This window comes from Bradyrhizobium sp. CCBAU 25338, assembly GCF_028128965.1.
GTDB classification, from domain to species: Bacteria; Pseudomonadota; Alphaproteobacteria; order Rhizobiales; family Xanthobacteraceae; genus Bradyrhizobium; species Bradyrhizobium liaoningense.
The window spans coordinates 562850-582789 of sequence record NZ_LFKY01000003.1; the positions used below are offsets into that span (position 1 = coordinate 562850).

Here is a 19940-nt window from a genome sequence, read left to right on the forward strand (position 1 = left end):
ACCTCCAGCGACCCGGACGATGCCCCCGTCCGGGTCGTTTTGTATTTGGGGGGTGGGAGCGCACCGTCGCCGTGGCCGGGGCGCGTCCATCCTGCCGCTCGGCATCTGTCGCCCTTGTTGCTTGACTCCGCGGACCGGTCCGCGGAGTTTCGCGAGCGACGGAAACAACCGCCCGCGATGGACGACGCGACCACCAGCACCGATATCCGCCTTCGTGAAGGCGCCTCGATCGCGCAGCGGCTGGTGATGTCCGGCTTTGCGGCCGCCGTTGCGTTGTGCTTCACGCCGGGCCTGTTCACGCGCGACATCCTGGAAATCGTGATCTCCGTGGTCGCGCTGCTCGTGGGGGCGGGCTTCGTCGTCGGCATCATGATGGCGCCGGCCGTGGTGTGGATCATCACACCGAGCGAGATCCTGATCGGGCAGCAGCGTCCGTTCGGAAAGCTCCGCACGCGGGTCGTGCCCAAGGACGACATCAGGGAATTGCAGGTTCCCGGCAGCAAAAGGGTGAAAGCCCGTTTCCAGCTGGCCTTCACGCTGGCCTCGGGGGAACGCCTGACGTCCCCGCCGATCTCGGACGTCACGCATGTGCATGACACCGTGACCCGGATCGCCACGCAATTCGGCGTTCCCAATGTCCAGGCACCCCGCAATCCGCTCGATGCCAGCAATCCCGAGATGCATCTCGGCGAACCGATCGAGCCGTTTCCGGCGCGGGAAATCTACATCGTTGCACTGATCGCGGTCGCGGTGAGCGCCGTTCCCTATGCCTACAAGCTCTGGCGCGGCCTGCCGCCGGGCCCGATCGACATCGCGCTGTTGCCCGCCGGCGCGATCGCGGCGTTCGTCGTCTACAGATACGCCAACCTCGTCACCGGTGCCTTCTGGATCATCCGCCAGAGCGATATCCGCGTCGAGCGCCTGTGGGGCGACGGCAGCTTGCGCGCCGACCATATCGAGGGGCGCGACGTGAAGACGATCACCGTCGAGCGCCGCGGCCGCTCCGAGGACGAGCACTGCATCGTCGTGATCCGGCTGCACTCGAGGCGGCGATTTCGCAGCCCCCGTATCGGGTCGCGAGCCGAGGCGCGCGCCGTGGCCACGGAGATCGTCCGGCGGCTCGGGATTGCGGCGGAGAGCAATAAGTTCTGACTCGCTTCCATTGCCAATTGTCGAGGTTGATCTCACAGCGGGCTCGGTCTGAGCCTCTCCCGCTTGCGGGAGAGGTCGCGCCGAAGGCGCGGGTGAGGGTTCTATCCTCTGGGGGAGCGTCCCGTTGTTGAGAGACCCTCTCCCCGACCCTCCCCCGCAGGCGGGGGAGGGAGCGCACCACCGGTGCGGCAGCAATCTAGGCTTTTCGCGCCATCCCCTGTTCTTGGCATTGCTCCGGCCCCGTCAAAAAGCCAAAGTATTCTCGTGACATACCAGGGCGGCGCGCCATCAACTTGCCACGAACTTGCCCCTCAGGTTTGATGGTTCATGATTGATTTGCGCTGTGGCAGCGGGGAGAGCTTTACATGACGGATTTTCGTCGCCTGACCGGGATGTTTGTGGCTGCGATCGGCCTGATTCTGTCCGCGCCGCAGGCCTTCGCCCAGCAGCCGGACCGCGGGGACGAGCCGGGCCTGATCGCCGATGACGGCTACCAGCTCGATCCGGAATGGCAGAAGCAGGTGGTCTACTTCCGCACCACCGAGCCGCCGGGAACGATCATTGTCTCGACCGCAGAACGGCACCTCTATCTGGTGCAGCCCGGCGGGCGCGCGATCCGCTATGGCATCGGCGTCGGCCGCGACGGTTTCCAGTGGCAAGGACTGGTGACCATCACCAACAAGAAGGAATGGCCGGACTGGACGCCGCCGCCGGAGATGATCCAGCGCCAGCCCTATCTGCCGCGCTTCATGGCCGGCGGCCCCGGCAATCCGTTGGGGGCCCGCGCCATGTATCTCGGCACCACCGTCTACCGCATCCACGGCACCAACCGCCCCGACACGATCGGCACCAAGGTGTCTTCCGGCTGCTTCCGCCTCGTCAACAATGACGTTGCCGATCTCTATGATCGCGTTCCTGTTGGCACCAAGGTGGTCATCCGGCAGAAGCCCGAGCTTTAGAGTTTATGGTTCGAGCATGATCTTTTCGGACAGCCGCTTCGCGCTTCGCGCACACGCGGCCCTCCGGATCCGGATCATGCTCTCCGTCCTCGCCTGATTCCTTTTCCCGGTTTTTCGAGAGAGCAACATGATGCGCACTTTTCGTGGCGGCCTGCTGATCGGGCTCGCCATCGCCGTGCTGGTCGCCGTCCTGGCGATCATTTACGAATTCTACGACACCCGCACCTTGAAGCGCACGGTTCGCCGGGGCGAAGTGCTATGCGGCGTCAACAAGGGCCTGCCGGGCTTCTCGATCCCCGACGACAAGGGCAACTGGACCGGCTTCGACGTCGATTTCTGCCGCGCGGTCGCCGCCGCGATCTTCAACGACCCGGGCAAGGCGAAGTTCGTCCCGCTCGACGCCAACGAGCGCTTCAAGGAGCTGCAGAGCCGCAAGGTGGACATCCTCTCGCGCAACACGACCTGGAGCATGGCGCGCGAGCTCGACTACGACCTGTATTTTCCGGCCGTGGCCTATTACGACGGCGTCGGCTTCATGGTGCCGCGCGCGCGCAACAAGGAGACCTCGCTGGACCTGACAGACAGCAAGGTCTGCGTGCAGAGCGGAACCACGACGACACTCAACGTCGCCGATTACTTCCGCGTCAACAACATGAAGTATGAAGAGGTGAAGTTCGACAAGCTCGACGACGTCGTGAAGGCCTATGACACCGGCAAGTGCGACACGCTTTCGGCCGACGTCTCCCAGCTCTATGCGCTGCGGCTGAACCTCTCGAAACCCGGCGACCACATGATCCTGCCCGACATGATCTCCAAGGAGCCGCTCGCCCCCGTCGTGCGTCAGCGCGACGACGACTGGATGATGATCGTGAAGTGGACGCTGTATGCCATGATCAACGCCGAGGAGCTCGGCGTCACCTCGGAGAACATCGACGAAGCCTTGAAGTCGAAGAAGCCGGAAGTGATGCGCCTCGTCGGCACCGAAGGCCGTTACGGCGAGCAGCTCGGCCTCACCAAGGACTGGGCCGCCCGCATCATCCGCCACGTCGGCAATTACGGCGAGATGTACGACCGAAACATCGGCGAGAAGTCCAAGCTGAAGATCCCGCGCGGCATGAACCAGCTGTGGAATGCCGGAGGCGTGCAGTACGCACCACCGATGCGGTAGGCGGTTTAACCTCCGTCATTGCGAGCTTGAGCCAAGGCTCGCGCCACGCTCTCAATCGTCATGCCCGGGCTTGTCCCGGGCATCCACGGTTTTGAGGTAGGTCAAGAACGTGGATGGCCGGGACGAGCCCGGCCATGCCGGCTGATAGGTAACGTTTTCTCCCCTCATCCTGAGGAGCGCGCTCCTTCAGTCTGGGGCAAGCGGTTTCGACTCGCTCGATCCCGTAGCCCGCATGAGCGAAGCGATATGCGGGGTGGCGCCCGCGGCATTCCCGGATGTCGCTGCGCTCATCCGGGCTACGCGCCACGCTTTCTCTCCTCACCCTGAGGGGATTGACCTCAATACCCCCGCGCCCTCGCCAGCTGTTCGGTGTGATAGTTCGCATCGCCGAACAATTCCTCGCATACCCGCGCGCGCTTCATGAAGAAGCCGATGTCGAACTGGTCGGTCATGCCCATGCCGCCATGCATCTGTACGCCTTCCTGAACCGCGCGCGTGGCGGTGGTGCCGGCGCGGGCCTTTGCGACTGCGACGGCTGAGGCCGCCTTGGCGACGTCGCCATCCAGGACCTGCAGCGCCTTCATCACCGCGGCGCGGGTGATCTCGATGTCGACATAGAGCTCGGCGGCGCGGTGCTGGAGGGCCTGGAATTCGCCGATCAGCTTGCCGAACTGCTTGCGGCTCTTCAGGTACTCGACGGTGCGGCCAAACACCTCCTCGCTGAGACCGACCATTTCGGCGGCGACCGCGCCGCGGCCGATATCGAGCACACCGTCGAGCAGACTTGCGCCCTGATCGACCTCGCCGAGCACGCCGTCGGTATTGACCTCGACATTGGCGAATTCGATCCGCGCCGCATTGTGCGCGTCGACCATGATGGTGCGCTCGATCGCGATGCCCTTGGCCTTGGGATCGACCAGGAACGCCGTCAACCCCTCGCGCTCACCGGCGGCGCCCGCGGTGCGCGCGGCGACGATCAGGAGATCGGCGACGTGACCGTCGACCACGAGCGCCTTGGTACCGCTGAGCTTGAACCCGTTGCCGACGCGCACGGCCTGCAAGCCGGTGTGGAGCGGACGGTGCTTGGCGCCCTCGTCGATTGCGAGCGTTGCGAGCAGCGACCCGCTCGCGATCTTCGGCAGATATTCCGATCTCTGCGCGAAACTACCGCCGCGGTTCAGCGCCGAGGCCGCGACCACGCTGGTGGCAAGGAAGGGCGATGGCATCAGGGTGCGGCCGATCTCCTCCATGACGACGCCAGCCTCGACATGGCCGAGGCCACTGCCACCGAACTCTTCCGGCACGAGAAGACCGGCGAAACCCATCTCGGCAAAGGAATGCCAGAGCTCCTTGGAGAAGCCGGTGCGATCCTTGCTGTCGCGCAAGTGACGCAGGTGCGACACCGGCGCCTTGTCGCTGATCAGCCCGCGCGCGCTGTCGCGGAGCATCGATTGTTCTTCGGTGAGGACGAGGGCCATGTGTGTGTTTCCGATTCGAAAATCTATCTGTGTCGTCATTCCGGGATGGCCCGAAGGGCCAGGCCCGGAATCCATAACCACGATCGGGAGTATGGATTCCGGGCTCGCGCTACGCGCGCCCCGGAATGACGGGTGGTGAGAGCGTGTTCACGCCCCCGGCAGATCCAGGATGCGCTTGGCGACGATGCCGAGCATGACCTCGGACGTGCCGCCCTCGATCGAGTTGGCCTTGGTGCGCAGCCAGGCGCGCGGGCGCGCGCCCTGCTTGGAGCGCTCGCTCTCCCATTCCAGCGCATCAACGCCTCCGGCCGACATCAGGATCTCGTGGCGGCGCTTGTTGAGCTCGGTGCCGTAGTACTTCATCGCCGACGAGAACGCCGGATGCGCCTGCCCGGCCTTGGCGAGATCGACCGCACGCTCGGCGCAGGCCGCGAGCGCGGCTTCATCGACGTCGAAGCGCGCGATCTGGCCGCGCAGCATGGCATCGTCCAGCCTGCCTTGCCCATCGGTGCCGACGGAGTCCGCCGCGATCTGGCCGAGCGGCCGGCCGACGCCGCGCTCGCCCATCCCTGAGATCATCGCGCGCTCGTGCTGGAGCAGATATTTCGCGACGTCCCAGCCACGGTTAATGGTGCCGACCACGTGCGACTTCGGCACGCGGACATTGTCGAAGAAGGTCTCGCAGAACGGCGAATAACCGGAGATCAAGAGGATCGGCTTGGTCGAGACGCCCTTCGAGGTCATGTCGAACAGGATGAAGCTGATGCCGTCATGCTTCTTCGCAGTGGGATCGGTGCGTACCAGGCAGAAGATCCAGTCGGCGTAATTGGCATAGGACGTCCAGATCTTCTGGCCGTTGATGATGAAGTCGTCGCCGTCGCTCTCGGCGCGGGTCTGGAGCGAAGCGAGGTCGGAGCCGGCGTTCGGCTCGGAATAGCCCTGGCACCAGCGGATCTCGCCCGCCGCGATCTTCGGCAGATGCTCCTTCTTCTGGGCGTCGTTGCCGTATTTCAAGAGCGCCGGCCCGAGCATCCAGATGCCGAAACTCGACAGCGGCGGGCGCGCGCCGATCCTCGCCATCTCGGCGCGCAGCACCTTGTGCTCGGCCGCGCTCAAGCCTCCGCCGCCATACTCCTTCGGCCAGTCAGGGACGGTCCAGCCCTTGTCGCGCATGCGCTCGAACCAGATGCGCTGCGGCTCGGACGAGAATTTTGCGTTGCGCCCGCCCCAGAACACGTCGGCATCCGACGTCGCGGGCTTGCGCATTTCCGGCGGGCAATTGGCTTCGAGCCAGATGCGCGTCTCGTTGCGGAATGTCTCGAGATCGGCGGTCTCAGTGTCGCTCATGGTCGTTTCCATCACTCAAAAAGACTTTGTTGGGCACGACTCTGAGCCATCGCACCGTGGAATTCAACCACTTCCGTGGCGCTGCATTCGGCTATAGTCGTCGCTCTGGCCGCTTGAAAACAAAGAGGAAACGCGAATGCGCCTGACACTTCTTTCGCCTGGCGAAATGAACGAGAGCCAGCGGCAGACCTATGACGAATCGATTGCCGGCAAGCGCGGCAAGCCGCCGGCGCCGATGATGGCCTGGCTCAACAGTCCGGAGATGGCGCGTCACGCGACGCGGCTCGGCGAAGTCATGCGCTTCGACACGATATTCCCGGCAAAGCTCTCGGAGATCGCGATCCTGGTGACGGCGCGGCACCGGACCGCGCATTACGAATGGTACGCACATAAGCGACTGGCGCTTGCGGGCGGCATGAAGCCCGAGATCATCGACGCGATCCGCGACCGCCGCACGCCCGAGTTCGACGACCCCAAGGGGAAGATGATCTACGACGTCGCGAAGTCGCTGCACGAGGGACACGGCGTCGAGAAGGGTTTGTATGATGAGGCAGTGAAGGTGCTCAGCGAGCGCGGCGTCGTCGAGGTGATCGGGCTGTGCGGGTATTACACGCTTGTATCGATGACGCTGAACACGTTCGAGTTCGGCCTGCCGGAAGGCGAGGTGTCGGAGCTGGCTTAGCTTCTTATCTAGAAACGATGGGTTTCGAGATGAGCAATAGCGCTGTCCCGAGGCCCGCCCTATGTGGAGCTCAGCAACGGAGCATTCCCATGTCGCAAAGCCCCGCCGTCGCCGCCGGCACCAGGATCGGCCACGTCCACCTCAAGGTCGCCGATCTCGATCGCGCGCTCGGCTTCTATTGCGGCGTGCTCGGCTTCGAGCTGATGCAGCGGATGGGCTCGGGCGCGGCCTTCATCTCGGCCGGCGGCTACCACCACCACATCGGGCTCAACACCTGGGAAAGCAAGGGCGGCTCACCGCCGCCGCCTGATGCGACCGGGCTGTTTCACACGGCAATCCTCTATCCGACGCGGCCTGCGCTGGCCGATGCGCTGCATCGGGTGCTCACGGCCGGCATTGCGCTTGATGGCTCGAGCGATCACGGCGTCAGCGAGGCGCTGTATCTGCGTGACCCGGACCAGAACGGGGTCGAGCTGTATTGGGACAAGCCCAGGGAGCAATGGCCGTTCGGGCCGGACGGGAAGCTGGCGATGTTCACCAAGCGGCTGGATGTCGAGGGGTTGCTGAAGCAGCGCGAGGGGTGAGCCGCAGGGGCACGATCTCGTAGGGTGGGCCCACCAAATCTCGCGATGTAGAGACAGATCGTAGGCACGGCGCTTTGCGCCTTTGCCCACCCTACGAGAGCTTCGCTTTTGGCTTCCCCCGCACCATGATCAGCGCCGCGGCCATCACCTCCAGCGCGATGCAGAGATAGAACGGCAGCGCATAGCCGCCGGACCAATCGCGCAAGGCCCCGACGACGCCCGGGCCGAACGCGTAGGTCACCTGGTTGATCGCCGTGTTCAAGCTGATCAGCACGCCGAACGCGGCACTGTCGAATTCCTGCTGCACGATCAGCGACGGCAGCGTGATGAGGTTGCCGACCGAGAAGCCGAACACCGCGCAGGCCGCGATCAGCACATAGTCATCGTGCAGATTGATGACGACGAGAAGCGCCGCCGCCTGGCTGAGGAACGAGAGCGCGGAGGCCAGGCGCTGATCGAGGCGGTCGATCACCAACGAGAACAGCACCCGGCCGACGACGGCCATCGCCGTCAGCACCGCGACGGCGACGGCGGCGCGCTCGCGGCCGATTACGGGGTCAAGGAACGAGATCAGGTGCACGATGAAGCCGACCTGGGCGAACAGCACCAGGGCGAAGGCGATCGTCACCGTGAGGAAGCCGACGTCACGCAGCGCCCATGCGCGGATCTGCGTCGAGGATTGCGGTCTTGCCTTCGCCGTGGCGTGCCAGCCATGACGATCGGGCGGGCGGCCGACGAGAAGCAGGATGACCGGCAGCAGCAGCACCAGCATGGCGCCGGCAGCGGCATACATCGCGCTGGCGAAGCCGACATGGCCGATCAGCGTCACCAGCAGCGGCACGCCGACGATGCCGCCGAAGCTGGCGCCGTTCAGCGCCAGGCTGATCGCCATGCCGCGCTTGCGGTCGAACCACAGGCTGATCGTGTTGGTGATCATGGCGAGACTGGTGCCGGCCCAGCCGAAGGCGAGCACGGCATTCGCGAGATAAAGCTGCCAGGGCTCGCGCACCGCGCCGATCGCGACCGCGGCCGCCGCCATCGCCAGCGTGCCGGCAATCAGGCAGAGGCGCGGGCCGTGTTTCCGCACGGCTTCGCCGACGAAGACGACGAGCAGCGCGCCGAACAGATAGAAGAACGTCGTCCCAGCGGAGATCAGCGTTGTCGGCCAGCCCCGCGCGCGCTGGAGCTCGGCGACATAGACGCTCTGGCCGTAGAAGCCGAGACCCCAGCCGAAGGTGGCGAGCAGGAAGCAGACCGCGACGATGCGCCAGCCTTCGTAACGGAGGGAGGATTCGTCGATCGTGGGCTGTTGAGGATTATCAAGCATTGCCGCTTACTCCGTCATGCCCGGGCATAGCCGTCTGAAGGACGGCGTCGCTTCCGCTCGCCTATGCCCAGGCATCCACTCTCTTCCTTCGACGTCGCAAAGACGTGGATGGCCGGGACAAGCCCGGCCATGACGACATCTAACTAACCCTCACCAGAAAATCACTTCGACCCGGATCGAAGTATCAACGCTGCTGACAGCCTCCCGCCACCTAGACCGCGTCAGGAAACTCGCCCATCGCCGCATCCAGCCGCGCCTTGCGGCGGCGAGCCCAGGAGACCAGCGAGAGCACGACAAGGCCCAGCACCACCGGCGGGAACACCACCAGGTTCACCGCGGACCAGCCGTAATTGGCAAGCAACTGGCCGGAGGAGAACGAGCCGATCGCCATCATGCCGAACACCAGGAAATCGTTGAAGGCCTGCACCTTGTTGCGCTCCTGCGGACGGTGCGTCTCCAGCACCAGCGCGGAGGCGCCGATGAAGGAGAAATTCCAGCCGACGCCGAGCACGACCAGCGTGGCCCAGAAATGCATCGCGGTGAGGCCGGAGAGGCCGATGCCGGCGGCGCCGGCTTCCAGCAGCAGGCCGGCGGCCACGATTCTGGGCGCACCGAAGCGGGCGATCAGCGTGCCCGTGAAGAAGCTCGGTCCGTACATCGCGACGATGTGCCATTGCAGGCCGAAATTGGAATCGGACACGCTGAGGCCGCACATCTGCATGGCGAGCGGCGCCGAGGTCATCACCAGATTCATCATAGGATAGGAGATCACGCCGCACAGCGCCGCCGCGATGAAGCGCGGTTGGGTCACGATGGTGAGCAGCGGCCGGCCGCCGTGCAGATCGGCCGGCGCGGGCTTGGGCATGTCGACGCCCGCGACGATGCCCATGGCGACCAGCGCGACGGCGGCCTGCACCAGGAAGCTGAAGGCGAACAGATAGGGCTGCCAGACGTCCATGGTCCATTGCACGAGCTGCGGACCGAGCACGCCGGCGAAGACGCCGCCCGCCATTACCCAGGACACGGCCTTCGGACGGTAGGCCGCGCTGGCGCCGTCGGCGGCGGCAAAGCGATAGGACTGCGCCACGGCGCCGTAGAGGCCGCCGAGGAAGGTCGCGACGCAGAACAGTGCGAACGAGCCGTGCAGGATCGCGAACGAGCCAAGCAGGCCGGTGAGCGTGCCGAGGCCCGTGCCGATGACGAAAGCCGCGCGGCGACCGAAGCGGCGCGAGATCGCGCCGGTCGGCAGCGTGCCCGCGGCGAGTCCCACCACATACATCGAGATCGGCACAGTCGCGAACGACATGTCGGGCGCGAGCGTGGCGCCGACGATCGCGCCGGTGGCGAAGATCACCGCGGAGTTGGCGCCGGTCAGCGCCTGCGCCGCGGCAAGGCGCACCACATTGGCACGCACGCGGGCATCGTCGGCGATCTCATTGACTGCAGTCACGTCCAGCATCGAAATTTTTCCGCCCCAGGGACTTTCAAGGGCTCACGAGGGCTGTTGATTCCCGGCACTATGGAGGGGCGTGGGAAGGCGGGCAACCGGCGCAAACGGGCGCAGGCCATGTCTCTGACGCAATCGAGTAGATGATAGCCGGCCGCCGCGCTTGACGGCTTGCGCTCGATCAAATCCTATCCGCCGCGAGTTTTTGGAGTTTCGCTCATGTCCGTCGACGACAGGCCCACGCTCAGCGCTCCCGACGACGATCCCTGGCTATGGCTGGAGGAGATCGAGGGCACGCAGGCGCTCGATTTCGTGGAGCGGCAGAACAGCCTGACGCTCGCCGCGTTCGGCGGGGCGGCTTTCGCGCGCGACCGCGATATCCTCGCGGCGATCTACGACCGGCCGGACAACATTCCCTATGTCAGCCGGCGCGGCAACGACCTCCACAACCTCTGGAAGGACGCCAGCAACCCGCGCGGCCTGTGGCGGCGCACGACGCTGGCGGAATTTCGCAAGACCGATCCGGCATGGGAGACCATGCTGGATGTCGACCGGCTCGCGGCGAGCGAAGGCGAGGACTGGCTGCTCGGCGGGATCGCCACGATGCCGGGAAGCTCGCGGGCGATCCTGAGCCTGTCGCGCGGCGGCAGCGACGCCGTCACTCTTCGCGAGTTCGACCTCGCCACGAAGAGCTTCGTTGTGGACGGCTTTACGCTGCCGGAAGCAAAAGGCGGCGTCGACTGGCTCAATGCCGACACGCTGCTGCTGTCGAGCGCGCATGGCGAGGACATGGCGACGAGCTCGGGATATGCGCGGACGGTTCGCCTGTGGCGGCGAGGCCAGCCTGTCGATCAGGCGCAGGTGATCATCGAGACCGCGGCCGATCACATGACGATCTATGGCAGCGCCGACGACACCGGAGCGGCGCCCCGGGTCTGGATCGTCGACCAGATCGACTTCTTTAATCATGCAATCTGGCTGCGCGATGCGGCCGGCACGACGACGAAGCTCGATCTGCCGACCGGGATCTGGATGCAGGCGCATGGCGACTGGTTCGCGACGAAGCTGCGCAAGGACTGGACGGTCGCAGGTCAGACCCATGTCACCGATACCGTGCTCGGCATCTCGCTTTCGGCGTTCCTGGCCGGCAGCCACGATTTTGTCGTGCTGTTCGAGCCGGCGCCGCGGCGCGCGCTGCAGGGTTTGTTCTGGGCCGCCGGAAAGCTGGTGCTCTCGATCCTCGACGAGCTCAAGCCTCGCTTCGAGATCTGCACGCCATCCGCCACTAGCTGGAGCCGTGAGACACTTGGCGGCCTGCCGCAGATCGGCGTCGTCGACGTCTGGCCGCTCGATCGCCATCCCTCCGAAAGCAATGGCGATCTGCTCGCCAATGTGCAGGATCCGCTGACGCCGCCCTCGCTGCTGCTGATCGAGCGCGGTATCGCAAGCCCGACCGTGCTGAAGCAGGCGCCGAAGACATTTGTCGCCGACGGTCTCGTGGTGACCCAGCACGAGGCGATCTCTGTTGACGGCGAGCGTATTCCCTATGTGCAGACCGGTCCCGCCCGGGAGACCGGCGATGCGCCGGTCTATATGAGCGCCTATGGCGGCTTCGGACATTCGGTGAAGCCGTACTACAATGCCTCGCTCGGCAAGCTGTGGCTGGAGCGCGGCGGCACGACGGTGCAGGCGAACCTGCGCGGCGGCGGCGAGTTCGGCACGCGCTGGCACGATGCCGGACGGCTGGCCGGCAAGAAGCTGTCGCACGACGATTTCGCGGCGGTCGCGGCCGATCTGGTCCGCCGCGGCGTGACGCAGCCGAAGCGCATCGCGGCGCAGGGCGGATCGAACGGCGGCATCCTCATCACCAACATGCTGGTGCGCTATCCCGAGCGGTTCGGCGCGCTGTTCTGCACCATCCCGCTGATCGACATGCGCCGCTACACGAAACTGCTCGCAGGCGCGAGCTGGATCGCGGAATATGGCGACCCCGACAAGCCCGACGAGTGGGAGTGGCTGAAGACCTACTCGGCCTATCACAACGTGAAGGCCGGCCAGGCCTATCCGCCGATCCTGATCGCGACCACGCGGCGCGACGACCGCGTCCATCCGGGCCACGCGCGCAAGATGGCCGCCAAGCTCCAGGCGATGGGCTTTGAAGCCTGGTTTTACGAGCCTGCCGCCGGCGGCCACGGCTATGGCAAGGACAACAAGGAGCGCGCCGGCTTCGAAGTGCTCGGCTTCCGGTTTTTGAAGGAGAGGATCGGGTGGAAGGACGGCGAGGGCTGACGCGTCTTGACTAAGGTGCCGGCCACGGGCGGCTCTTACCTCTCCCGCTTGCGGGAGAGGTCGACGTGCCCCGGGCGATGCGAAGCATCGTCCCGTGCACGGCGGGTGAGGGCTTTCTCCTCTTGGAGATTGTCCCGCTGCGGAGACACCCTCTCCCCAACCCTCCCCCGCAGGCGGGGGAGGGAGCGCACCGCCGTCGCGCTTTAGCGCGCAAACACCAGCGTGAGATTGTTCGCGGGCATCTCGGTGGTATCGACAAGGCGAAGGCCGGCGCCTTTTGCCAGTGTCTCGACATCGCTGATATCGCGCACGCCCCATTCGGGATTGCCCTCGCGCAACGAGGTGTCGAACACCGCATTGCTGAGCGCAGTGTGCTTGCCGTCGCGCTTGAAGGGGCCGTAGAGGAACAGCTTGCCGTCGGGACGCAAATAGCGGCCGGCGCCGGCGAACAGACCCTCGGCCACGGCCCAAGGCGCGATGTGAATGACATTGGCGCAGAACACGACCGCAAGGCTCGTCGGCCCCTGCCCGCTCTTCATCTCCGGACACCAGTCGGGATCGGTGAGATCGATCCGCAGGGGCGAGCGGATGTTCGGCAGGCCCGCATGCACGCGCCAGGCTTCGATGCTCTTGAGATGGCGCTGGTTGAGGTCGCTCGGCCACCAGATCAGGTCGGGCGTGTGGCGGGCGAAATGAACCACGTGCTGGCCGGTTCCACTGCCGAGTTCCACCGCGTTGCCGGTGCAGCCCGCGAGATCCTTTTCCAGCGCTGCCCAGATCGGTTCGTGATTGCGATGAAAGGCCGGCGCATCGAGGCGGCCATCCGGCTCGACCCGTCCGCCATCCCTGCCGAATTCGACGACATATTCAGCCAAGTGACGTCCCCAATAATGTGAAAAAGAAAGCACGGGCTTCAGGGCAAAAACGCCCACGAGAATAATTTGCTAATCGCAGTCGATCCGATGAACGAACTATCTTATCAGCTGGAATGCGCAGGATATTAACTCCATTTTGCCGCGTGCATAGTCTTGATTGTCAGGCGGTGCCCTTTGTGCTTTTGAACATTCCGCAAACGAGATCATCGACATACCGCTCCGGACGATGCCTTGACCGTCTTTCCCTGCAAGCCCGCCCTGCTGGTTGCGCTGGCCCTTGTCGCCGGCGCGGCTGCGGCCCCGGCGCGGGCGCAGTCCACCGTGACCGAGGGCCAGAAGCTCGCCTTCGACCGCGGCAAGGGCAATTGCCTGACCTGCCACGTCATCAAAGGCGGTGATCTGCCGGGAACGATCGGGCCGGAGCTGAAGGACATCACGGCAAAATACCCCGATCGCAACGAGCTGTTCGCCATCATCTTCGACGAGACCAAGCGCAATCCGCAGACCATGATGCCGCCGTTCGGCCGGAACCGGATTTTGACCGAACAGGAGATCAACGCGATCGTTGATTTCCTGCAGACCCTGTAACGGCCGGCTGCCCAGGAGACTTGAGATGACCACGACCACCAAGCCTCATCCGACGCGGCGCCTGATCCTTCAGGGCGCAGCCTCCGTCGCGCTGCTCGGCCTCGGCAATCTGCCGTTCGGCGCCGCTCCCGCGCGCGCCGCGGCCAACGACAAATATCCGGAAGAGGCGTTCAAGCAGAAGAACGAGGCCGACGCGATCAAGGCACTCTATGGCAAGACCGCGGAGCCGTCCGACAAGGTCAAGCTCGACGCGCCGGAGATCGCCGAGAACGGCGGCGTGGTGCCGATCTCGGTGACGACGTCACTCGACAAGGTCACCTCGATCTCGTTCTTCGTGGCCGAGAACCCGAACGCGCTCGCGGCAAGCTACAAGATTCCCGACGGCACGATTCCTGCCGTCGCCAACCGACTGAAGATGGCCAAGACCACCAAATTGACCGCGATCGTGGAAGCCGACGGCAAGCTCTACAGCGCGACCAAAGAGGTCAAGGTCACCGTCGGCGGTTGCGGCGGTTAAGCGAGGCAGTTCGACATGGCATCCAGCATTCGCGTACGCGCCACCGCCAACGGCGACATCACCGAGGTGCAGACGCTGATCCAGCACCCCATGGACACCGGCCTGGTCAAGGACTCAAAGGGCGAGCTGATCCCGGCGCACTTCATCCAGGAGCTGAAGTTCGAATATAACGGCAAGGACGTCTTCGTCGCCAATTGGGGCACCGCGGTCTCCAAGGACCCCTACGTGAAGTTCAGCTTCAAGGGCGCCAGGAAGGGCGACGAGCTCAAGATCTCCTGGACCGACAACAAGGGTGCGTCGGACACGACCACCGCGAAGATCGCGTGATGAAACAGCGCGCCACGATTCTGCTCGGCTCAGCGTTCGTCGCACTCGCGGCGCTTGCTTTCGCCGCAACGCGTGTCGTCGCCGCCGACAAGGTCGATCCCGTCGCCGATGCCAAGGCGTTCCAGAACTTCTTCTTCCAGAAGTTTCCGAACGTGAAGCACGAGGATTTCGTCAACGGTCCTTATTCCATGAACGAGGACATGAAGCGGCAGTGGCGGGAGAAGGAGGAATTCCCGCCTTACGAGTTCGCGCTCGATGCCGGCAAGGAGATGTTCTCGACCCCGTTCAAGAACGGCAAGACCTACGCCGACTGCTTCCCGAACGGCGGCATCGGCATCCGCCAGAACTATCCCTATTTCGATGAGAAGGAAGGCAAGGTCGTCACGCTGGAGCTTGCACTCAACCGCTGCCGCGAGGCCAACGGCGAAGCGCCCTATTCCTACGTCAAGGACGAGATGGCTTCGCTCACGGCCTACATGGCCTACACCTCGCGCGGCAAGCCGATGGACATCAAGATTCCCGACGATCCCCGTGCGCTGGCGGCGTACGAGAACGGCAAGCGCTATTTCTACACGCGGCGCGGCCAGATGAATTTCTCCTGCGCGAGCTGCCATGTGCAGAGCCCGGGTGAGCGCATCCGCGCCGAGACCCTGGCCCCGGCGCTCGGCATCCTCAACGCGATGCCGATCTACCGCTCCGAATGGAGCGGCATGGGCACCACCAGCCGCCGCTTCGTCACCTGCAACAGCCAGACCCGCGCGGTTCCGCTGGAGCCGCAATCGGACGAATATCGCGACGTCGAATATTTCCTGTCCTACGTCGCCAACGGCCTGCCGATCTCGGGCCCGGGAGCACGGCCATGAAGCGGTCACTTGCTCTCGCCATGCTGCTCGTCTTGAGCCTTGCGCCATCCGCGCGCGCGGCGAACGAGGCGGACTACAAGGCGGCCTATGCCGCCGCCGAAGCCGCCTCCAAGGAGGCGGCCGGCATGCGCAATCAATGGACCGTGACCGTATCTGCGCTGGCGGCAGCGAAGAAGGCGGCCGACGGCGGCGATTTCGACCGTGCGGTTGCCGCGGCCAGGGAGGCCGAGGCCCTGGCGAAGGCGTCGATCTTCCAGGCCACGTCCGAAAAAGAAGCCTGGAAGGCGATGGAAATCCGCTAGACTGCGCCTGAGTGGAATAGTCCGACGATCACGAGAGGCGCGGAGAATTTTTGGATGGCGATCCGCCGCCGCGATTTCCTGAAAAGTGCAGGCCTTGCCGCCGCAACGCTCGGCCTGCCGCGGCTGGCCCGCGGCACCGAGACCGCCAGCATCTACGACCTCGAGCGGTTCGGCAACGCGCGGATCCTGCACATCACCGACACGCATGCGCAGCTCAATCCGGTCTATTTCCGCGAGCCCAGCGTCAATATCGGCATCGGTGAGATGGCGGGACGGCCGCCGCATCTGGTCGGCCGCGCCTTCCTGGAACGGTTCGGCATCCGGCCCGACAGCGCGGATGCCTATGCCTTCACCTGCTTCGAGTTCGAAAAGTCCGCAGGCCGCTTCGGCAAGCTCGGCGGCTTCGCCCATCTGAAGACGCTGGTCGACCGCTTGCGCGCCGATGTCGGCGAGAAGCGTTCGCTGCTCGTTGACGGTGGCGATCTCTGGCAGGGCACCGGGCTTGCCAACGTCATGCAGGGCCGCGACATGGTCGAGGTCGCCAATCTGCTCGGCATCGAGGCGATGACCGGGCATTGGGAATTCACCTATGGCGAGCAGGCGCTGCGCGACAATCTCGAGCGCTTCAAGGGCGAGTTCCTGGCGCAGAACGTGTTCCTGACCGAGGAAGCCGCGTTCAACGACGCCCCCGCCTTCGACAAGGCCACCGGCCGCGTGTTCAAGCCTTCGATGATCAAGGAGATCGGCGGGCATCGCGTCGCGATCGTCGGCCAGGCCTTCCCTTACGTTCCGATCGCGCATCCGAAACGATTCACACCGGACTGGAGCTTCGGCATCCGCGAGGAGGAGTTGCAGAAGCATGTCGATGCCTTGCGGGGCACCGACAAGGTCGATGCCGTCGTCCTGCTGTCGCACAACGGCATGGATGTCGACCTCAAGCTCGCAAGCCGGGTCACCGGCATCGACGTCATCCTCGGCGGCCACACCCATGATGCTGTGCCGCAGCCGATTGCCGTGAAGAATGCAGGCGGCACGACGCTCGTCACCAATGCCGGCTCCAACGGGAAATTCCTGGCCGTGCTCGATCTTGCACTCGACAAGGGCAAGGTCAGCGACGTCCACTATCATCTGCTGCCGGTTTATTCCGAGCTGCTAAAGCCCGACCCTGCCATGGCCGAGCTGATCGGCCGGCTGCGCGCGCAGCATGTGAGCGACTGGTCGGAGAAGATCGCAACGCCGGATCGCCTGCTCTACCGCCGCGACAATTTCTCCGGGCCTGTCGACGAATTGATCTGCACCGCGCTGCGTGCCGAGCTCGACGCCGAGATCGCGCTGTCGCCGGGCTTCCGCTGGGGCGTCACCGCACTGTCCGGCCAGGCGCTGACCATGGAGGATCTGCTGGCGGAGACCGCGATCACCTATCCCGAGACCTATGTGCAGGAAATGACGGGAGCCCAGATCAAGGACGTGCTGGAAGACGTCTGCGACAATCTCTTCAACGCCGATCCCTATTACCAGCAGGGCGGCGACATGGTGCGCGTCGGCGGGCTCAGCTACACCTGCACGCCGACAGCCGCGATCGGCAGCCGCATCTCGGAGCTGAGGCTTGGCAGCGGCAAGGCGCTCAGCGCCAGACACCGCTACAAGGTTGCGGGCTGGGCTTCTGTCAACGGCCAGCAAGGCGCGCCGGTGTGGGACGTCGTCGGCAAATATCTGCGCTCGGGCCGGATGTTGCCGGAGCGACTCGGCTCCGGCGTCACGCTGAAGGGGGTCGAGGGCAATCCAGGCATTGCAGGACAGGGATGAAGAGGTCGCAGCTCTTGGCCGCGATGATGCTGGCACTGCTCGTCTGGGCGGCGGCCCCGCCCGCTCTGGCACAACAGGTGCCGCTCCAGGACAAGCCGTTCGCCGAGCACAGGATCGTGCTGCAGCTCTCCGATGGCGATGCGAGGAAGCAGGCGCTGGTGCTGAGCGTCGCCAATAACCTGCTGAAGGCCTACGATCCCGACAAGATCGCGATCGAAGTGGTGGTGTTCGGTCCCGGCATCGACCTGCTTCTTGCCGGCAGCGAGCGCCGCAAGCAGGTCGAGAGCCTGATCGCACAGGGCGTTCGCTTCGACATCTGCCTCAACACCGTCGATACGATCGAGCGGGAGACAGGCAAGCGGCCGGAGTTCATCCCCGCTGCGACGCCGGTGCAGGTGGGGGTTGGGCAGATCCTGTTCCTGGCCGAGAACGGGTACACATTGGTGAGGCCGTAGGCGCCCGGTGCATCACACTCTCCTGTCGTCCCTGCGAACGCAGGGACCCATACCGCGTGATCTATCCTTCGCGGCGGTTGCAGTACCGAACGGCTGGTCTTCGCCAAAATCCTCCTTGGGGTTGTGGGTCCCTGCGTTCGCAGGGACGACAGGGGAATTTGAGGCCGTCGTCCCACCCAAGACGTGGAATAAAATCTTCCAAATTTTGCTACCTATCCAGTGAATTACTTCTCCTTTCGACCCCCGGCGTAGTAGAATCCTCGAAATTAGTTCCACGCCGGGTCCAAGCCATGATCTTCCGCCAGCTCTTCGACAGCGTCTCGGGCACCTACAGCTATCTCTTGGCCAGCCGCGCCGGCGGCGAGGCGCTCATCCTGGATCCCGTGCTGGAAAAGGTCGACCGCTACTGCCAATTGCTGCGCGAGCTCGACCTCAAGCTGGTGAAGGCAGTGGATACCCATCTGCATGCCGACCACGTCACCGGCCTCGGCGAGCTGCGCGACCGCACCCATTGCATGACCGTGATGGGCGACCAGACCAAGGCCGACGTGGTGGCGATGCGGGTGGCCGACGGCGACAAGGTGACGATCGAGGGCCTGTCGCTCGACGTGATGTACACGCCGGGTCACACCGACGATTCCTATTCCTATCTGATGGGCGACCGCGTCTTCACCGGCGACACGCTTCTGATCCGCGGTACCGGCCGCACCGATTTCCAGAACGGCTCATCGCGCGCGCAATACGATTCGATCTTCAACCGCCTCTTGAAGCTGCCGGACGAAACGATGGTGTTCCCGGCGCATGACTACAAGGGCGACACCGTCTCCACCATCGGCGAGGAGAAGCGCTACAATCCGCGGCTCCAGGTGCGCTCGGTGGACGAATATATCGAGTTGATGGCGAACCTGAAGCTGCCCAATCCGAAGATGATGGACGTGGCGGTGCCCGCCAACATGCATGTCGGCCTGCATCAGGAGGAGCTGGAAAAGGAAGGCCGCGCGCTCAGCGCCGTCGAGGCGATCCGCGCGCTCGGCCGGCCCGACATCCTGCTGGTCGACCTGCGCGAGACCAACGAGCGGCTGAAGCACGGCACGCTCGAAGGCGCGCTGCACACGCCCTATCCCTCCGTCGAGGAGAGCCTCAAGCCCGGCGGCATGCTGCGCGAGGTCGCGGCCGCCACCGGCCGCCGTGTGGTGTTCTTCTGCGCCTTCGGCGAACGCTCGGCGATGGCCGTGGCGGCTGCGAAGGAAGCGGGACTTCTCAACACCGCCCATATCGCCGGCGGCATCGATGCCTGGAAGAAGGCTGGCGGACCGGTGCTGCACTGAACGGCCATCGGCTTGCGATAGGTCAGGCGCGGCAGGCATTTTCCGGATAGGATCGGATCCAGCATCACCATCCGGGACCAATCATGGCCAAGACTGGCAAGCCGAGCGAGCCGCCCAAGACCGCCGAGAACAGGCCGGCGGACGACAAGGCGAAGAAGCCCCTGCCGCCGCGCGAGATCGATGACGACGATTACGAAGACGGCGATATCGCAACACCGAAGCGCGACCGCTACGGGCCGGATGACGACCCGTTGTGAGGGCATGAAGCTGCCTCGCGAACTGTGCGTTCCCTCCCCCCTTGCGGGGGAGGAAGCGCAGTGTGCGACACTGCACCGCCGAGCAATCATCGAGATTGCAGCGTCCTCGCTAGCTGCCATGCGCCTGCGTTCATGGACAAATAACCGCTCTCCCCGATAGTTTGCGCCTCCATCGGGAGTGAAACGGAA

General features: G+C 64.7%; 20 protein-coding genes. 15 read left to right on the plus strand and 5 right to left on the minus strand.

Features of this window, described 5'->3' with window-relative positions; genetic code table 11:
- Positions 1-177 precede the first annotated feature (177 nt).
- The 3 genes from ACM42_RS07910 (at position 178) to ACM42_RS07920 (ending at position 3279) form a co-directional block, all read left to right on the plus strand.
- Positions 178-1152, plus strand: coding sequence for a hypothetical protein (locus ACM42_RS07910; protein ID WP_271527375.1), 975 nt, complete (start codon positions 178-180; stop codon positions 1150-1152).
- Positions 1153-1517: 365 nt separating this feature from the next.
- The gene (locus ACM42_RS07915) at positions 1518-2111 is read left to right on the plus strand and encodes a L,D-transpeptidase (protein WP_028181585.1); all 594 of its coding nucleotides are present in this window, start codon (positions 1518-1520) and stop codon (positions 2109-2111) included.
- A 130-nt stretch (positions 2112-2241) separates the two neighbouring features.
- Positions 2242-3279 carry an amino acid ABC transporter substrate-binding protein gene (locus tag ACM42_RS07920; protein WP_271527471.1) on the plus strand — a complete coding sequence of 346 codons (1038 nt, stop codon included), beginning with the start codon at positions 2242-2244 and terminating at the stop codon, positions 3277-3279.
- Positions 3280-3617: 338 nt separating this feature from the next.
- Here the strand turns inward: ACM42_RS07920 and ACM42_RS07925 are convergent, their stop codons facing one another.
- Both ACM42_RS07925 and ACM42_RS07930 read right to left on the minus strand, forming a co-directional pair.
- Positions 3618-4757 (minus strand): acyl-CoA dehydrogenase family protein, encoded by a 1140-nt coding sequence (locus tag ACM42_RS07925; RefSeq protein ID WP_271527377.1) that lies wholly within the window; start codon positions 4755-4757, stop codon positions 3618-3620.
- Between the two features lie 147 nt (positions 4758-4904).
- The gene (locus ACM42_RS07930; protein ID WP_271527378.1) at positions 4905-6104 is read right to left on the minus strand and encodes an acyl-CoA dehydrogenase family protein; all 1200 of its coding nucleotides are present in this window, start codon (positions 6102-6104) and stop codon (positions 4905-4907) included.
- Positions 6105-6240: 136 nt separating this feature from the next.
- On the opposite strand from ACM42_RS07930, the gene ACM42_RS07935 reads away from it, so the two are divergent.
- Together ACM42_RS07935 and ACM42_RS07940 are read left to right on the plus strand one after the other, a co-directional pair.
- The gene (locus ACM42_RS07935) at positions 6241-6786 is read left to right on the plus strand and encodes a carboxymuconolactone decarboxylase family protein (RefSeq protein WP_271527379.1); all 546 of its coding nucleotides are present in this window, start codon (positions 6241-6243) and stop codon (positions 6784-6786) included.
- 89 nt (positions 6787-6875) lie between these two features.
- Positions 6876-7370, plus strand: coding sequence for a VOC family protein (locus tag ACM42_RS07940; RefSeq protein WP_271527380.1), 495 nt, complete (start codon positions 6876-6878; stop codon positions 7368-7370).
- Between the two features lie 91 nt (positions 7371-7461).
- On the opposite strand, the gene ACM42_RS07945 is transcribed toward ACM42_RS07940, so the two are convergent.
- On the minus strand, positions 7462-8697 hold the full coding sequence (locus ACM42_RS07945) for an MFS transporter (protein WP_271527381.1): 1236 nt from the start codon (positions 8695-8697) through the stop codon (positions 7462-7464).
- A gap of 211 nt (positions 8698-8908) precedes the next feature.
- Complete coding sequence (locus ACM42_RS07950) at positions 8909-10156, minus strand: MFS transporter (protein WP_271527382.1); 1248 nt, start codon at positions 10154-10156, stop codon at positions 8909-8911.
- Between the two features lie 207 nt (positions 10157-10363).
- Between ACM42_RS07950 and ACM42_RS07955 the strand changes: the two genes are divergently transcribed.
- A complete protein-coding gene (locus tag ACM42_RS07955) occupies positions 10364-12433 on the plus strand; it encodes a prolyl oligopeptidase family serine peptidase (protein ID WP_271527383.1) in 2070 nt (689 codons plus the stop codon).
- 203 nt (positions 12434-12636) lie between these two features.
- On the opposite strand, the gene ACM42_RS07960 is transcribed toward ACM42_RS07955, so the two are convergent.
- Entirely contained in the window at positions 12637-13308 is a 672-nt protein-coding gene (locus ACM42_RS07960; protein ID WP_271527384.1) for a DUF938 domain-containing protein, read from the minus strand.
- A 231-nt stretch (positions 13309-13539) separates the two neighbouring features.
- Between ACM42_RS07960 and soxX the strand changes: the two genes are divergently transcribed.
- From soxX to ACM42_RS08005, 9 genes are all read left to right on the plus strand, one after another.
- Positions 13540-13896: a sulfur oxidation c-type cytochrome SoxX gene (gene soxX / locus ACM42_RS07965; RefSeq protein ID WP_028179924.1), complete on the plus strand. Its 357-nt coding sequence runs from the start codon at positions 13540-13542 to the stop codon at positions 13894-13896.
- A 25-nt stretch (positions 13897-13921) separates the two neighbouring features.
- Positions 13922-14413: a thiosulfate oxidation carrier protein SoxY gene (gene soxY / locus ACM42_RS07970; protein ID WP_271527385.1), complete on the plus strand. Its 492-nt coding sequence runs from the start codon at positions 13922-13924 to the stop codon at positions 14411-14413.
- Between the two features lie 15 nt (positions 14414-14428).
- A complete protein-coding gene (gene soxZ / locus ACM42_RS07975) occupies positions 14429-14740 on the plus strand; it encodes a thiosulfate oxidation carrier complex protein SoxZ (RefSeq protein ID WP_271527386.1) in 312 nt (103 codons plus the stop codon).
- Positions 14740-15603 (plus strand): sulfur oxidation c-type cytochrome SoxA, encoded by an 864-nt coding sequence (gene soxA / locus ACM42_RS07980; RefSeq protein WP_271527387.1) that lies wholly within the window; start codon positions 14740-14742, stop codon positions 15601-15603. Before soxZ ends, soxA begins: the two co-directional genes overlap by 1 nt.
- Complete coding sequence (locus tag ACM42_RS07985; RefSeq protein ID WP_028179928.1) at positions 15600-15905, plus strand: hypothetical protein; 306 nt, start codon at positions 15600-15602, stop codon at positions 15903-15905. Before soxA ends, ACM42_RS07985 begins: the two co-directional genes overlap by 4 nt.
- A gap of 54 nt (positions 15906-15959) precedes the next feature.
- A complete protein-coding gene (gene soxB, locus ACM42_RS07990; RefSeq protein WP_271527388.1) occupies positions 15960-17711 on the plus strand; it encodes a thiosulfohydrolase SoxB in 1752 nt (583 codons plus the stop codon).
- Entirely contained in the window at positions 17708-18166 is a 459-nt protein-coding gene (locus ACM42_RS07995; RefSeq protein WP_271527389.1) for a DsrE family protein, read from the plus strand. Before soxB ends, ACM42_RS07995 begins: the two co-directional genes overlap by 4 nt.
- A gap of 290 nt (positions 18167-18456) precedes the next feature.
- Entirely contained in the window at positions 18457-19494 is a 1038-nt protein-coding gene (locus ACM42_RS08000; RefSeq protein ID WP_131874406.1) for an MBL fold metallo-hydrolase, read from the plus strand.
- A gap of 83 nt (positions 19495-19577) precedes the next feature.
- The gene (locus ACM42_RS08005; protein ID WP_271527390.1) at positions 19578-19751 is read left to right on the plus strand and encodes a hypothetical protein; all 174 of its coding nucleotides are present in this window, start codon (positions 19578-19580) and stop codon (positions 19749-19751) included.
- The last annotated feature ends 189 nt before the right edge of the window (positions 19752-19940 follow it).

Coding starts and splice junctions, on each gene's coding strand:
- ACM42_RS07910 (WP_271527375.1), top strand. CDS start 178: ATGGACGACGCGACCACCAGCACCGATATCCGCCTTCGTGAAGGCGCC.
- ACM42_RS07915 (WP_028181585.1), top strand. CDS start 1,518: ATGACGGATTTTCGTCGCCTGACCGGGATGTTTGTGGCTGCGATCGGC.
- ACM42_RS07920 (WP_271527471.1), top strand. CDS start 2,242: ATGCGCACTTTTCGTGGCGGCCTGCTGATCGGGCTCGCCATCGCCGTG.
- ACM42_RS07925 (WP_271527377.1), bottom strand. CDS start 4,757: ATGGCCCTCGTCCTCACCGAAGAACAATCGATGCTCCGCGACAGCGCG.
- ACM42_RS07930 (WP_271527378.1), bottom strand. CDS start 6,104: ATGAGCGACACTGAGACCGCCGATCTCGAGACATTCCGCAACGAGACG.
- ACM42_RS07935 (WP_271527379.1), top strand. CDS start 6,241: ATGCGCCTGACACTTCTTTCGCCTGGCGAAATGAACGAGAGCCAGCGG.
- ACM42_RS07940 (WP_271527380.1), top strand. CDS start 6,876: ATGTCGCAAAGCCCCGCCGTCGCCGCCGGCACCAGGATCGGCCACGTC.
- ACM42_RS07945 (WP_271527381.1), bottom strand. CDS start 8,697: ATGCTTGATAATCCTCAACAGCCCACGATCGACGAATCCTCCCTCCGT.
- ACM42_RS07950 (WP_271527382.1), bottom strand. CDS start 10,156: ATGCTGGACGTGACTGCAGTCAATGAGATCGCCGACGATGCCCGCGTG.
- ACM42_RS07955 (WP_271527383.1), top strand. CDS start 10,364: ATGTCCGTCGACGACAGGCCCACGCTCAGCGCTCCCGACGACGATCCC.
- soxY (WP_271527385.1), top strand. CDS start 13,922: ATGACCACGACCACCAAGCCTCATCCGACGCGGCGCCTGATCCTTCAG.
- soxZ (WP_271527386.1), top strand. CDS start 14,429: ATGGCATCCAGCATTCGCGTACGCGCCACCGCCAACGGCGACATCACC.
- soxA (WP_271527387.1), top strand. CDS start 14,740: ATGAAACAGCGCGCCACGATTCTGCTCGGCTCAGCGTTCGTCGCACTC.
- ACM42_RS07985 (WP_028179928.1), top strand. CDS start 15,600: ATGAAGCGGTCACTTGCTCTCGCCATGCTGCTCGTCTTGAGCCTTGCG.
- soxB (WP_271527388.1), top strand. CDS start 15,960: ATGGCGATCCGCCGCCGCGATTTCCTGAAAAGTGCAGGCCTTGCCGCC.
- ACM42_RS07995 (WP_271527389.1), top strand. CDS start 17,708: ATGAAGAGGTCGCAGCTCTTGGCCGCGATGATGCTGGCACTGCTCGTC.
- ACM42_RS08000 (WP_131874406.1), top strand. CDS start 18,457: ATGATCTTCCGCCAGCTCTTCGACAGCGTCTCGGGCACCTACAGCTAT.
- ACM42_RS08005 (WP_271527390.1), top strand. CDS start 19,578: ATGGCCAAGACTGGCAAGCCGAGCGAGCCGCCCAAGACCGCCGAGAAC.